Source organism: Croceicoccus ponticola (assembly GCF_004004515.1).
GTDB classification, from domain to species: Bacteria; Pseudomonadota; Alphaproteobacteria; order Sphingomonadales; family Sphingomonadaceae; genus Croceicoccus; species Croceicoccus ponticola.
Window position 1 is genome coordinate 179,910 of sequence record NZ_RXOL01000002.1, and the last position, 12,063, is coordinate 191,972.

The window sequence follows — 12,063 nt, forward strand, 5'->3', positions numbered from 1 at the left end:
ACGACCTGTCAAAACAATGACTGCTGACCCGATTCCCCGGCGGGGCGCGACGGTTTGCGCGCAGGACGGGGCGGAGCGCCGGTGGTGACGTCAAGCGACCCATCCCGAAACTTGAGCGTGAGCGCAGGCTGCGTGGCTGCTGCGGCGCGGTTGGTGATCGCTCGACCCTCGGCATCGGTGATGATGGCATATCCTCGCGCCAGCGGAGCTTCGGGATTCAGCTGCGGCAGGACACGGGCCAGCGCCGCCAGCGCCTGCATCGCGTCGCGGTGGCGCACTCGGATCAGGTTCCGGGCATCGGGCACGCGGGCGAGGTCGCGGCGATGCGTTTGAAGATTGCGCAGCAAGAGTGCCGGACGCAGACCGCCGCCGCTTTGCGCCAATTGCGCGCGCGCGCGGTCCGCCCGGCCCGCTAGGCCCCGGCGCAATCGGTCGGTCAGGTCGTCCAGCCGCTGGCCCTGCGCCGCGACCAGCGCGGCGGGATCGGGCAGCCGCTCGCTCCACGCCGTCAGCCGTTCTCTCGCCAGCATCACCGGACGAATCACGCCGCGCCGTTTGCGGGCGGCATATTCGTCGAGCAGCGCGCGCAGTTCCTGTCGCACCGGAACCGCGATTTCAGCCGCAGCGGTCGGCGTGGGCGCGCGCAAGTCGGCGGCGAAGTCCGAAAGTGTCGTATCGGTTTCGTGACCAACTGCTGAAATAACCGGAATGGTACAATTCGCGATCGCGCGTACGACAATCTCTTCATTGAACGACCACAAGTCCTCGATCGAACCGCCCCCGCGCGCCACGATGACGAGATCGGGCCGCGGCACCAACCCATCGGGCGCAAGCTTTGAAAATCCGTCGACCGCGCTGGCGATCTGTTCGGCCGATCCCTGCCCTTGGACCATCACCGGCCAGACGATGACATGGCTGGGAAACCGATCGTTCAGCCGGTGCAGGATGTCGCGGATCACTGCGCCGGTCGGGCTGGTCACGACGCCAATCGTGCGCGGCAGGAACGGCAGCCGCCGCTTGGCCGACGCAGCGAACAGGCCTTCTGCCTCCAGCTTGTCCTTCAGTTTCGCGAGCAGCGCCAGCAATGCGCCCTCGCCCGCGATTTCCATCGATTCGATGACGATCTGGTATTTCGACCGGCCCGGATAGGTCGTCAGCTTACCGGTCGCGATCACCTCGATCCCGTCTTCGGGCCGGAACGCCAGCCGCGCCGCGTTGCCGCGCCACATGACGCCGTCGATCACGGCGTTTTCATCCTTCAGCGCGCAATAAAAATGGCCGCTGGCCGCACGTTTCACGCCCGAAAGTTCACCGCGTAAGCGAACGTGGCCGAAACGATCCTCAACCGTCCGCTTCAGCAATTGCGAGATTTCCGACACCGAAAGGGGTGCAGCGTTGTCCCCTTGGCGCTCGCGCGCTAGGAGCCCCGAATTCTCTTCATCTTCGATACCTGTGGGGCGGTTGGCCAATGAACTTCCTTTTGATCGGCTCGGGCGGACGCGAACATGCGCTGGCGTGGAAGCTGGCGCAATCCCGTCTGCTGAAGCCAGAAGGCCGCAAGCCGGGAAAACTCTATGCCGCGCCCGGTAATCCGGGAATTGCCGAATTCGCGCAATGCGTGTCGCTGGACGTGACAGACCATGGTGCGGTTGTCGCCTTTTGCGAGGACAAGCGCATCGGCCTCGTCATCGTGGGCCCAGAAGCGCCGCTGGTCGACGGTCTCGCCGATTCGCTGAGGTCTGAGGGTGTTTCGGTCTTCGGGCCGAGCAAGGCCGCCGCCCAGCTGGAAGGATCGAAGAGCTTCACCAAGGATCTTTGCGCCCGCGCGAACATCCCCACTGCCGCATATGTCCATGCCGACAACGAGGCAGCCGCGCTGGCCGCGTTGTCCGACTTCGCGATCCCGGTGGTGGTAAAGGCCGACGGGTTGGCGGCGGGCAAAGGGGTCATCATCGCCGAATCGCGCGAAGAAGCGGAAGAAGCGATCCGCGACATCTTTGGCGGCATGTTCGGCGCTGCCGGGGCCAGCGTGGTGATCGAGGAATTCATGACCGGCGAGGAAGCGAGCTTCTTTGCGCTGACCGATGGCGCGACGGTCGTCCCATTTGGCAGCGCGCAGGACCACAAGCGTGTCGGCGATGGCGATACCGGCCCGAACACCGGCGGCATGGGCGCATACAGCCCGGCACGGGTGCTTACGCCAATGCTGCGCGGCCAGGTGCTCGAACGGATCATCGCGCCGACCGTGCATCAGATGGCAAAGGACGGAACGCCCTATTCCGGCGTGCTCTATGCCGGGCTGATGCTGACCGACGAAGGGCCCAAGCTGATCGAATACAACTGCCGGTTCGGGGATCCCGAATGTCAGGTTCTGATGATGCGGCTGGAAGACGACTTGGGCGAATTCCTGTACGCCAGCGCCGACAACGCTCTTGGCAGGATGAGCGCGCCGCGTTTTTCAAAGGATACCGCGCTGACGGTAGTGATGGCCGCCAACGGCTATCCCGCCACCCCCGAAAAAGGCGGCGTGATCCGGGGCCTCGATGCAGCCGAGGCCGCGGCAAAGGGCGGCAAGGTATTTCACGCAGGCACCGCCGAAAAGGACGGCCAACTGGTCGCCAACGGCGGCCGCGTGCTGAACGTCACCGCGACGGGCGCAACCGTCGGCGAAGCGCAGAAGGCGGCCTATGCGATGGTCGACGCCATCGATTTTCCGGGCGGTTTCTGTCGCCGCGACATCGGCTGGCGCGAAGTGGAGCGTGAGGCGCAGGACTGACGCCCCTGCCTCACGCACCGAAATTCACCCGAGCCGATCTGCGATCATCACCTTGAGATCGGCTTCGGGCCGCGCGCCATAGTGGTTGATGACTTCGGCGGCGGCCACCGCGCCCATGGTGAGGCAATCCAACAGCGTCGCGCCGCGAACATGGCCGTGCAGGAACCCTGCGGCAAAGCTGTCGCCCGCGCCCGTCGTGTCGACCACCCGGTCGATCGGTTCGGCGGCGACTTCGGCGCGGCTTTCGCCGGCAATGGCGACTGCGCCTTTTTCGCTGCGCGTCGCCACCAACACGGGCAACTTCGGCGCCAGCGCGGCCAGTCCCGCTTCGAAATCCGGAGCGCCGGTCAGGCCCAGCAGTTCCACTTCGTTCGCGAACAGCACGTCGATCATGCCTTCGTCGATGAGGGCACGGAAATCGTCGCCGTGGCGGTCCAGCAGGAACGCGTCCGACAGCGTGAAGGCGACCTGCCGCCCGGCCTCGCGCGCAGCCTGGATCGCACCCTTCATCGCGGCGCGCGGACCGTCCGGATCCCACAGGTAACCTTCGAGGTAGAGCACTTTCGCGCTGGCGATCAGTTCGGCGTCGATCGCGCCGGACGACAAGTGCTGCGACGCGCCGAGGAAGGTGTTCATCGTACGCTGACCGTCAGGCGTGACGAGGATAAGGCAGCGCGCCGTAGGCGGATTGCCATCGCGCGGGGCCACTTCGAAATGGATGCCCGCGGCGCGGATGTCGTGAGCGAAAACCTCGCCCAGTTGATCGTCTGCCACCTGCCCGATGAACGCCGCGCGGCTGCCCAGGGCGGCCAGCCCGGCACAGGTATTCGCCGCGCTGCCGCCCGAAATTTCGCGCGCAGGGCCCATGTGGGCGTAAAGCGCATTGGCCCGGTCGGTATCGATCAGCGCCATCGCGCCCTTGTCCAGCCCTTCGGCGATAAGGAACGCGTCGTCGCAAGGGGATAGGACATCGACAATGGCGTTGCCGATGGCAAGAACGTCGAAACGGGTATCGGTCATGAGCGGCAAATATCCGGACTGTGATCGGGTAAAGGGGTGAATTGGCCGGGGGTTAGGCGCAAGCCGCGTTGACAGCAAGCGCGCCCTGCCATCTATCCTCTCGCCCCATGCAAGATGCCATATCCGCCATTTCGATTCCGCAGGCTTTTGCACTTGCCTTTGCCCAACTGGGCGACCGCCGGGTTATCCGGTTACTGGTCAAATCGATCCTCATCAGCCTTGTCCTCGCCGTCGCACTGGGCGCGGCGCTAGTCGTGTTGATGGGATGGGGCGTCGGCGCGATATTCGGGCTGGATTACGATCAGCAGGTGCCCGGCGTGGGCGTGGCCATGGTCGTGGTGCTGGGCCTTGTCGGGCTGATCGCAGCGTGGCTGGCGTGGCGGATCGTGTCCATCGCAGTGTTGCAGTTCTATGCCGACGATGTCGTCGCACTGGTGGAATCGGGGCATTACGCCGGGCTTTCCCCGCGCGACCTGCCGATGGGGGAACAGGCGCGCATCGCCCTGCGCGGTGCGGTTCGTGCATTGGTCGCGAACCTGATCGCATTGCCCTTTGCGCTGGCACTCGTCTTTACCGCTATCGGGCCGGCCATCGTCTTTGCATTGGTCAATGCCGTGCTGCTGGGCCGCGAATTACAGGACATGGTCTGGATCCGCCATCAACGCGACGGGGCCGCTGCTCCGCTGGGATTTGTCAGCCGGTTCCTGCTGGGCCTTTCAGTGGTAGGGCTTTTGGCCGTGCCTATTCTCAATCTGCTCGCCCCGTTCCTGGGTGCAGCCGCCGCGACCCATCTGGTGCATCGCGCCGCGCTGAGGCAAAGGGCGCGTCATGCCTAAGATTGCCGCTCACCATTTCGCCCTTGCCCTGATCCCGCTGGTCGCCGCCTGCGCTGCGCCTTCGGCACAATCGCCCGGAACCGTCGCTCCGAGCAGGGTCGTCGTTCCGCAGCAGCCTCAGGTCGCGCCGCAAACGGGTTTCCGCCCGGCGCGGATCATGTCTATGCCCGGACTAGAAGCCGTGATCGGTTCGGATGCGGGCAACCTTGTCCGCCAGTTCGGAACACCGCGATTGGACGTGTGGGAATCGGACGCGCGCAAGCTGCAGTTCGCCGGCAACGCCTGCGTCCTCGACGTATTCCTATATCCCGCCGCGCAGGGCCGCACTGAAACGGCAACATGGGTTGAGGCGCGCCGACAGACCGATGGCAAGGACGTGGATCGTGCTGCGTGCGTGGCAGCGCTCAAGCGATAGACGCGCGGCGATCTGCACAGCGCCGTGGGTTGGTCAGACGGTAAAGCTCTCGCCGCAGCCGCAGGCACCCGTGGCGTTCGGATTTTCGAAGACGAAGCCCGCCTGAAAATCATCCTCGCGCCAGTCCATCACACTGCCGATGAGATAGAGAACGCTGGCGCCATCGATGAAGAAGGTGCCGCCCGGCGTTTCGATCCGTTCGTCGAAACCGCTGGCCTCGGTCACGTAGTCGACCGAATAGGCAAGGCCAGAACAACCGCGACGCGGGGTCGACAGTTTTACGCCGATCGCGCCGTCGGGCGCTTTGGCCATCAGGTCGGCAATGCGCTGCTCCGCGCTGGCGGTCAGCGTCACGGCGGCTTTAGGAGCGGGGCGGGTTTTGGTTTCGGTCATAATTTCTTTTCCCAGAATTGGGCGCTGCCCATCGCAGGATCAAGGGCGTAGGTCGCAAAACCTTCGCTGGCGTAGAGCGATTTGGCCCCGGCATTCCCGGTCAGCACTTCCAAAGTGATCTTGCAGGCGCCGCGCGCCCGCGCCTCTTCCTCGACCGCACGCATCAATGCCCGACCCACGCCGCAGCCCCGGCGCACCGGCACGACCGCCATGTCGTGTATGTTGACCAGCGGCGCGCAGGCGAATGTCGAAAACCCGGTGAAGCAGTTGGCAAGGCCGATAGGCGATCCACCCTCCAGCGCGAAGATCGTGAAGGCGCCGGGCACTTTGGCCAGAGCGGGCGCGAGTTTGTCGCGCAAGGCCGGATCGAGCGCCTTGCCGCCGCCCTGCACGCTCTTGGCGTAAGTGTTGAGCAGCATGAACAACGCGCCCGCGTCGAACGCGTCGCCGTAATCCGCCAACCGCACGGTCATCGGCTGGTTCAGGGTGGGCGAGGCGGCTTGTTCGCGAAACAGGGCGATTTCCTCGCGCGCGATCACGGTAAAGCCGCTGTCGTCGCCGGTTTGGATCGCATCCTGGTTGAGCCAGATGCAGCCGATGGCACTCGCGGCGCTCTGCTGCAGCATTTCCGGTTCCGCAGGGTCCGAGGCAATCCGGATCAGCGCGGGCAGGGCCGACGGATCGTCGTCGATCATCCGCATCGCGGCGTCGCGATCGAAGGTATCGCCCGACGCATTCGCGAACATCGCGATCGCTTCGGCAGGAGAGGCGGGCGAGCGGCTCACAACATCCCGAGTTCGAGCTTGGCCTCGTCGCTCATCTTCTGCGGGTCCCACGGCGGGTCCCAGACGAGGTTCACTTCGGCATCGCCCACGCCCGGCACCGCGCCGACGCGCAATTCGACTTCGGCCGGCATCGATTCCGCCACCGGGCAATGCGGCGTGGTCAGAGTCATGGTGACGTTGGCGTGGCCGCTGTCGTCAATGTCGACGCCATAGATCAGGCCCAGATCATAGATGTTGACCGGAATTTCAGGGTCGAAGATTTCCTTCAGCGCAGCGATCACGCTTTCATAAAGATCTCCGCCCGGCTCGTTGCCGGACACATCCGCCGGGCGTTCCTTGAGAAAGCCTTCGAGATAATCCTTCTTGCGCTCCAGCTTTTCGCCAGCCGTTTCGGGGCCAGCTTCGAGGGCGCTCTCGTCCGCCACTTCCTCGACACGGGCGCGGCGCGGGGCGTCCACGCTGGTCACTTCCTCTGTCGGCGGAGCGTTTACGGGCGAGGGGGCCACCACGCGGTCGGGGGTGTTGTCGTCGGTCATCAGCCGAAAATCCTCTGCGTGCGTTCGATGCCACGGATCAGCGCGGCAATATCGTCTTCGTCGGAATAGAGCCCGAAACTGGCGCGGGCGGTGGCAGGAACGCCAAGGTGGTCCATCAACGGCTGGGCGCAGTGGTGCCCGGCGCGGATGGCAACGTTTTCCTCGTCCAGAATGGTGCCGAGATCGTGCGGGTGGATATCCCCCAGCTGGAAACTGACGATGCCCGCGCTGTCGTCAGGCCCGAACAGTCGCAGCGAATTGATCTTTGCCAGTTCGGCGCGCGCCTTGTGGACCAGTGCATCCTCATGCGCCGAGATGTTGTCGATGCCGATCCGGTCGACATATTCGATGGCTGCGGCAAAGGTGATCGCCTCGGTTATCGCAGGCGTTCCCGCCTCGAACCGCTGTGGAGCATCGGCCCAAGTGGTTTTGGCAAAGGTCACCCGGTCGATCATCGAGCCGCCGCCCTGATAGGGGGGCATGGCGTCGAGCAGGTCCTTCTTCGCCCACAGCGCGCCGATCCCGGTGGGGCCGTAAAGCTTGTGTGCGGAAAAGACGTAGAAGTCGCAATCGAGCGCCTTTACGTCCACTTTTGTGCGCGCGACGGCCTGACACCCGTCCAGTAGCAATTTCGCGCCGACCGAATGGGCAAGTTCAGCCGCCTTTGCGGTGTCGAGCCGCGATCCAAGCACGTTCGATACATGGGCAAGCGCGATAAGTTTATGTTGTTCCGTAACGATTTGCCGCGCAGCATCGAGGTCGATGCGGCCATCGGCGGTCAGCGGACAGACATCGATCTCGATTCCCACCCGTTCGCGCAGCAATTGCCACGGCACGATGTTCGAATGATGCTCCAGCACCGACAACAGGATGCGGTCGCCAGCCTTCAGGTTTGCTGCACCCCATGTTGCCGCAACAAGGTTGATCGCCTCGGTCGCGCCACGGGTGAAAACGATCTCGTCCTCATGACCTCCGATAAAGCTCGCGACCCTGCGCCGCGCCGCTTCGTAGCCCAGCGTCATTTCGGCACTGCGCGAGTAGACCCCGCGATGCACGGTAGCGTAATCCTTGCCGAGTGCGCGGCTCATCGCATCGACAACCGCCTGCGGCTTCTGCGCCGTCGCCGCAGTGTCGAGGTAATGCCACGGCGAACCGTCGGCATTGACCAAGCCGGGAAAATCCGCCTTGCGAGAGATGGTGCCGGTGGTCACAGGTGCGCCTCTTCCAGCGCGGCCAGCGCGCCTTCCAAAAGGCGCTCGGCCACATGCTCGGTTGTGCAATTCTCGAACGCGTCGGCGATGAAAGCCTGAACCTGCAGCTTGCGCGCCACTTCCGGCGGTATGCCGCGCGCAGCCATATAGAACCCGGCCTTTTCGTCCAGCGCGCCGATGGCAGCGCCGTGCGCGCACTTCACGTCGTCGGCAAAGATTTCGAGCTCAGGCTTGGTGTTTGCGCTGGCACCCTTTTCGAGCAGGATCGCGCGGAAGTTCTGCGCCGCGTCGGTTTTCTGCGCGTCGCGAACGACTTCGATCCGGCCAAGGAAATTGCCTGTCGAACGCCCCCATTGCACTGCCCTGACGACCTGATTGCTGGTCGCCCCGGGTTTGGCATGGATGACGCGGGTCACGAATTCCTGAATCTTGTCTCCACCGCCCAAAGTCACACCGCCGAATTCGAAATGCGCGCCTTCTTCCAGCGTCACTTCGATCTCGCAGCGTTCGTACGGCCCACCGGTGATGACAATGAAGCTCTCAAACCGACCGCCCCTGCCGACATGGACCCGTAGACGATCGGTCCAACCTTTCGCCAAGGGACCCGACGAGTGCTCGGTGTACTGAAATCGTGTTTCGCCCGGCGGCACTTCAAGCGTGCGCCAGTGGTTTATCGTCGCCGGGTTGGCATCGGCGAGATACTTGCCGTCGGCATAGCGCCAATCCTCGTCACGCGTGGTGGGAAGGGTCGTCAGATCGTTCACGCGACCGCCTCGTAGCCTTCTTCCTCGAGCTGGTGCGCAAGCTCCGGCCCGCCGGTCTTTACGATACGTCCCCCGGCAAGGATGTGGACCTTGTCCGGCTTCACGTAATCGAGCAGGCGCTGATAATGCGTGATGAGCAGGACGGCCTTGTCGGGGCTGCGCATGATGGCGTTGATGCCGTCGCCCACGATGCGCAGCGCATCGATGTCGAGGCCGCTGTCGGTTTCGTCGAGGATCGCGAATTTGGGGTCGAGGATGCCCATCTGGACCATCTCGTTCCGCTTTTTCTCACCACCCGAAAAGCCGACGTTTACCGGACGCTTCAGCATGTCCATATCCATGCGGAGCAGTGCGGCCTTTTCCTTGGCCAGCTTCAGGAATTCGCCGCCGGACAACGGGTCCTGCCCACGCACCTTGCGCTGCGCATTGGCCGCTTCGCGCAGGAACTGCACGTTGGAAACGCCGGGAATTTCGACGGGATACTGGAACCCCAGGAACAACCCCGCCGCCGCCCGTTCGTGCGGTTCGAGTTCGAGCAGGTCCTGTCCGTCGAATGTCACCGAACCTTCGGTGATCTCGTATCCGGGGCGCCCGCCCAGCGTATGAGCCAGCGTGGATTTACCCGCGCCATTGGGGCCCATGATCGCGTGGATTTCGCCCGCCGCGACTTCGAGCGTCAGGCCATTGAGGATCGGCTTTGGCCCATCGGCAGTAGCGACTTCGGCGTGGAGGTTTTCAATTTTCAGCATCAGTCTTCTCTGTTCGGTCCACGATAGGTGCGCGGCTTGTATTCGCCGCGTTCGCCATCGCTGCGCGGCCGGCGCGCCTTTTCGTCGAAGTGGGTGCGGCGTGCCTGTTGCCGGTCGGCAATGCGAAGGCGCATTCCGGCGGTGATGCGGGTAAGCACGGCGTCGATGTTTTCCAAAATGTCCTTGGCCGCGATGCGCATTACGCGGATGCCCACGGCCTCAAGGCTCTTGTCGCGGCGTTTCGCCAGCGCTTCGTCCTCGCCCTCTTCGTCGATGTCGATCGCCATGCCGAGGCTGTGGCAGTTGAAATCGACGATGGCGCTGCCGACGACGGCGTGCCGCTTGAAGGTGTGGCGGCCCAAGTCGGCACTCGCGAACTTGTCGGCCAGCACCTTGTGCGCCTCGCTCGGGTGACGACGCATTTCGCGCGCACGTTCGTGCAAGGCATCAAGCCGCGATTCCGAGATTTCCCAGCCGCGCCCCTTCTTCTTGATCGCGGGGGCGGCGTCGTCGGTTTGCACCGGCAGTTTCAACGTTTTCTTTTCGGTCATCTCGGTCATCCGACAGATCCTTCAAGCGAAATCGCGAGCAGCTTCTGCGCCTCGACCGCGAATTCCATCGGGAGTTCCTTCAGCACTTCCTTGGCAAAGCCGTTGACGATCAGCGCCACCGCCTCTTCCGCGCCCAGCCCGCGCTGCATCGCGTAGAACAGCTGATCGTCGCTGATCTTGGAGGTCGTCGCCTCGTGCTCGATCTGCGCTGTGGGGTTCTTCACCTCGATATAGGGCACGGTATGCGCGCCGCTGGTATCGGACAGCAGCAGCGAATCGCACTGGGTGAAGTTGCGCACGTTGTCCGCATTCGCGCCCACGCGGACGAGGCCGCGATAGGTGTTGCTCGAACGCCCGGCGCTGATCCCCTTGGAAATGATCGTCGAACGCGATCCCTTGCCGTTGTGGATCATCTTCGTGCCGGTGTCGGCCTGCTGGTAATTGTTCGTCACCGCGACCGAGTAGAATTCGCCGACCGAGTTTTCGCCGTTCAGCACGCAGGACGGGTACTTCCACGTCACCGCGCTGCCGGTTTCGACCTGTGTCCACGAAACCTTGCTGTTGCGCCCCTGACACAGCGCGCGCTTGGTCACGAAGTTGTAGATGCCGCCCTTGCCGTTCGCATCGCCGGGGTACCAGTTCTGCACCGTCGAATACTTGATCTCGGCATCGTCCAGCGCGACCAATTCGACCACGGCGGCGTGAAGCTGATTTTCGTCGCGCATCGGCGCCGTGCAGCCTTCGAGGTAGGAGACGTAGCTGCCTTCCTCCGCGATGATCAGCGTGCGTTCGAATTGGCCGGTGTTTTCGGCGTTTATGCGGAAATAGGTCGACAGCTCCATCGGGCAACGCACGCCCTTGGGGATGTAGACGAAGGTGCCGTCGGAAAAGACCGCGCAGTTTAGCGTCGCAAAGAAGTTGTCGTGCATCGGCACGACCTTGCCCAGCCACTTCTTTACCAGATCGGGATATTCGCGGATCGCTTCGGAGATGGAGCGGAAGATGACGCCCGCGTCCTCAAGCTCTTTCCGAAAGGTCGTGGCGACCGAAACGCTATCGAACACCGCGTCCACGGCAACCTTGCGCGCGCCTTCGACGCCGGCGAGCACTTCCTGCTCCGCAATCGGGATGCCCAGCTTGTCGTAGACGGCCTTGATCTCGGGATCGAGTTCGTCGAGCGAGCCGAGCGTCACCTTCTTCTTGGGCGCGGCGTAGTAATAGGCGTTCTGGTAATCGATGGGCGGAAAGTTCACCTTTGCCCAGTCCGGCTGCGGCATGGTGAGCCAGTGGCGATAGGCTTTCAGCCGCCATTCCAGCATCCATTCCGGCTCGTTCTTCTTGCCCGAAATAAAGCGGACGGTGTCTTCGGACAGCCCTTTTTCCGCAAACTCCTGCTCAATGTCCGAGGAGAAGCCATACTCGTAGGTTTCGAGCGCTTTGGCCGCGTCGCGCGCAGCGGCGTCCATTTCCCTTGGCGCGTCTATCGCTTGCTGTTTCACGTCGGTCATGCCGATATTTCCTGAATCAATTTGTCCTGCGGCGCTTTCTCATGCGCCAGATCGGCCAGCGTGATGGCGGAAAGCGCGCCGCGGATCGCGCGGTTCACCTGCGGCCAGTGCGCGCGGGTGCCGCAGCGCAGTTCGATGGCGCAATCGCCATGCTCTTCGCAGCACTGGGTCAGCTGGATCGGCCCTTCGATGGCCTCGACAATGTCGGCCACGGTGATCGCGGCGGCCGGACGGGCAAGGCGAAAGCCGCCCCCTGCGCCGCGCACCGAACGCAAGAGACCGCTGGACGACAGCCGGCTCACCAGTTTCTGCACCGTGGGCAGCGGGAGGCCGGTTTCTTCAGAGATTTCGGACGCGTTGGTGCGGTCGCCGCCGCAATGCAAAGCGGCGGCGCGCATCGCCACGACGGCATAGTCGGCCATGCTCGAAAGCCGCATTACGAAATCCATGCTCCTGCTGTCGTTTTCGGTCGCATCCGCTAATCGGAGCAATCCGGTCCGGTTTCACCTAGTAGCGGGT

Annotated in this window: 14 protein-coding genes; 3 read left to right on the forward strand and 11 right to left on the reverse strand. The window is 63.6% G+C overall.

What is annotated here, in order from left to right:
• Nucleotides 1-8: 8 nt before the first annotated feature.
• A complete protein-coding gene (gene xseA, locus EKN06_RS06835; protein ID WP_127612159.1) occupies nucleotides 9-1,469 on the reverse strand; it encodes an exodeoxyribonuclease VII large subunit in 1,461 nt (486 codons plus the stop codon).
• Between xseA and purD the strand changes: the two genes are divergently transcribed.
• Complete coding sequence (gene purD / locus EKN06_RS06840; RefSeq protein WP_127612160.1) at nucleotides 1,469-2,776, forward strand: phosphoribosylamine--glycine ligase; 1,308 nt, start codon at nucleotides 1,469-1,471, stop codon at nucleotides 2,774-2,776. The two genes, xseA and purD, sit on opposite strands and share 1 nt — an antisense overlap.
• Nucleotides 2,777-2,800: 24 nt before the next feature.
• On the opposite strand, the gene EKN06_RS06845 is transcribed toward purD, so the two are convergent.
• Complete coding sequence (locus EKN06_RS06845; protein ID WP_127612161.1) at nucleotides 2,801-3,796, reverse strand: adenosine kinase; 996 nt, start codon at nucleotides 3,794-3,796, stop codon at nucleotides 2,801-2,803.
• Nucleotides 3,797-3,903: 107 nt separating this feature from the next.
• On the opposite strand from EKN06_RS06845, the gene EKN06_RS06850 reads away from it, so the two are divergent.
• The gene (locus EKN06_RS06850; protein WP_127612162.1) at nucleotides 3,904-4,632 is read left to right on the forward strand and encodes an EI24 domain-containing protein; all 729 of its coding nucleotides are present in this window, start codon (nucleotides 3,904-3,906) and stop codon (nucleotides 4,630-4,632) included.
• Nucleotides 4,625-5,047 carry a hypothetical protein gene (locus tag EKN06_RS06855; RefSeq protein WP_127612163.1) on the forward strand — a complete coding sequence of 141 codons (423 nt, stop codon included), beginning with the start codon at nucleotides 4,625-4,627 and terminating at the stop codon, nucleotides 5,045-5,047. Before EKN06_RS06850 ends, EKN06_RS06855 begins: the two co-directional genes overlap by 8 nt.
• A 33-nt stretch (nucleotides 5,048-5,080) precedes the next feature.
• On the opposite strand, the gene EKN06_RS06860 is transcribed toward EKN06_RS06855, so the two are convergent.
• From EKN06_RS06860 to EKN06_RS06900, 9 genes are read right to left on the reverse strand one after another with little or no spacing between them, the layout of a single operon-like run.
• The gene (locus tag EKN06_RS06860) at nucleotides 5,081-5,440 is read right to left on the reverse strand and encodes a HesB/IscA family protein (protein ID WP_205693839.1); all 360 of its coding nucleotides are present in this window, start codon (nucleotides 5,438-5,440) and stop codon (nucleotides 5,081-5,083) included.
• A complete protein-coding gene (locus EKN06_RS15925; protein ID WP_240654650.1) occupies nucleotides 5,437-6,225 on the reverse strand; it encodes a GNAT family N-acetyltransferase in 789 nt (262 codons plus the stop codon). The genes EKN06_RS06860 and EKN06_RS15925 overlap by 4 nt, the downstream gene beginning before the upstream one ends.
• On the reverse strand, nucleotides 6,222-6,761 hold the full coding sequence (locus tag EKN06_RS06870; RefSeq protein WP_127612165.1) for an SUF system Fe-S cluster assembly protein: 540 nt from the start codon (nucleotides 6,759-6,761) through the stop codon (nucleotides 6,222-6,224). The genes EKN06_RS15925 and EKN06_RS06870 overlap by 4 nt, the downstream gene beginning before the upstream one ends.
• Nucleotides 6,761-7,972: a cysteine desulfurase gene (locus EKN06_RS06875; RefSeq protein WP_127612166.1), complete on the reverse strand. Its 1,212-nt coding sequence runs from the start codon at nucleotides 7,970-7,972 to the stop codon at nucleotides 6,761-6,763. Before EKN06_RS06875 ends, EKN06_RS06870 begins: the two co-directional genes overlap by 1 nt.
• Nucleotides 7,969-8,736 carry a SufD family Fe-S cluster assembly protein gene (locus tag EKN06_RS06880; protein WP_127612167.1) on the reverse strand — a complete coding sequence of 256 codons (768 nt, stop codon included), beginning with the start codon at nucleotides 8,734-8,736 and terminating at the stop codon, nucleotides 7,969-7,971. Before EKN06_RS06880 ends, EKN06_RS06875 begins: the two co-directional genes overlap by 4 nt.
• On the reverse strand, nucleotides 8,733-9,485 hold the full coding sequence (gene sufC / locus EKN06_RS06885) for a Fe-S cluster assembly ATPase SufC (protein ID WP_127612168.1): 753 nt from the start codon (nucleotides 9,483-9,485) through the stop codon (nucleotides 8,733-8,735). Before sufC ends, EKN06_RS06880 begins: the two co-directional genes overlap by 4 nt.
• Nucleotides 9,485-10,045: an endonuclease domain-containing protein gene (locus EKN06_RS06890; RefSeq protein WP_240654651.1), complete on the reverse strand. Its 561-nt coding sequence runs from the start codon at nucleotides 10,043-10,045 to the stop codon at nucleotides 9,485-9,487. Before EKN06_RS06890 ends, sufC begins: the two co-directional genes overlap by 1 nt.
• Nucleotides 10,042-11,502 (reverse strand): Fe-S cluster assembly protein SufB, encoded by a 1,461-nt coding sequence (gene sufB / locus EKN06_RS06895; protein ID WP_127612375.1) that lies wholly within the window; start codon nucleotides 11,500-11,502, stop codon nucleotides 10,042-10,044. Before sufB ends, EKN06_RS06890 begins: the two co-directional genes overlap by 4 nt.
• A gap of 38 nt (nucleotides 11,503-11,540) precedes the next feature.
• On the reverse strand, nucleotides 11,541-11,981 hold the full coding sequence (locus EKN06_RS06900) for an SUF system Fe-S cluster assembly regulator (protein WP_127612376.1): 441 nt from the start codon (nucleotides 11,979-11,981) through the stop codon (nucleotides 11,541-11,543).
• Between the last annotated feature and the right edge of the window lie 82 nt (nucleotides 11,982-12,063).

Bases quoted from the DNA above. Each gene is read 5' to 3' on its own strand.
- EKN06_RS06870 (WP_127612165.1), bottom strand. From the start codon at position 6,761: ATGACCGACGACAACACCCCCGACCGCGTGGTGGCCCCCTCGCCCGTA.
- EKN06_RS06900 (WP_127612376.1), bottom strand. From the start codon at position 11,981: ATGCGGCTTTCGAGCATGGCCGACTATGCCGTCGTGGCGATGCGCGCC.
- EKN06_RS06890 (WP_240654651.1), bottom strand. From the start codon at position 10,045: ATGACCGAGATGACCGAAAAGAAAACGTTGAAACTGCCGGTGCAAACC.
- purD (WP_127612160.1), top strand. From the start codon at position 1,469: ATGAACTTCCTTTTGATCGGCTCGGGCGGACGCGAACATGCGCTGGCG.
- EKN06_RS06855 (WP_127612163.1), top strand. From the start codon at position 4,625: ATGCCTAAGATTGCCGCTCACCATTTCGCCCTTGCCCTGATCCCGCTG.
- EKN06_RS06860 (WP_205693839.1), bottom strand. From the start codon at position 5,440: ATGACCGAAACCAAAACCCGCCCCGCTCCTAAAGCCGCCGTGACGCTG.
- EKN06_RS06850 (WP_127612162.1), top strand. From the start codon at position 3,904: ATGCAAGATGCCATATCCGCCATTTCGATTCCGCAGGCTTTTGCACTT.
- sufC (WP_127612168.1), bottom strand. From the start codon at position 9,485: ATGCTGAAAATTGAAAACCTCCACGCCGAAGTCGCTACTGCCGATGGG.
- sufB (WP_127612375.1), bottom strand. From the start codon at position 11,502: ATGGACGCCGCTGCGCGCGACGCGGCCAAAGCGCTCGAAACCTACGAG.
- EKN06_RS06845 (WP_127612161.1), bottom strand. From the start codon at position 3,796: ATGACCGATACCCGTTTCGACGTTCTTGCCATCGGCAACGCCATTGTC.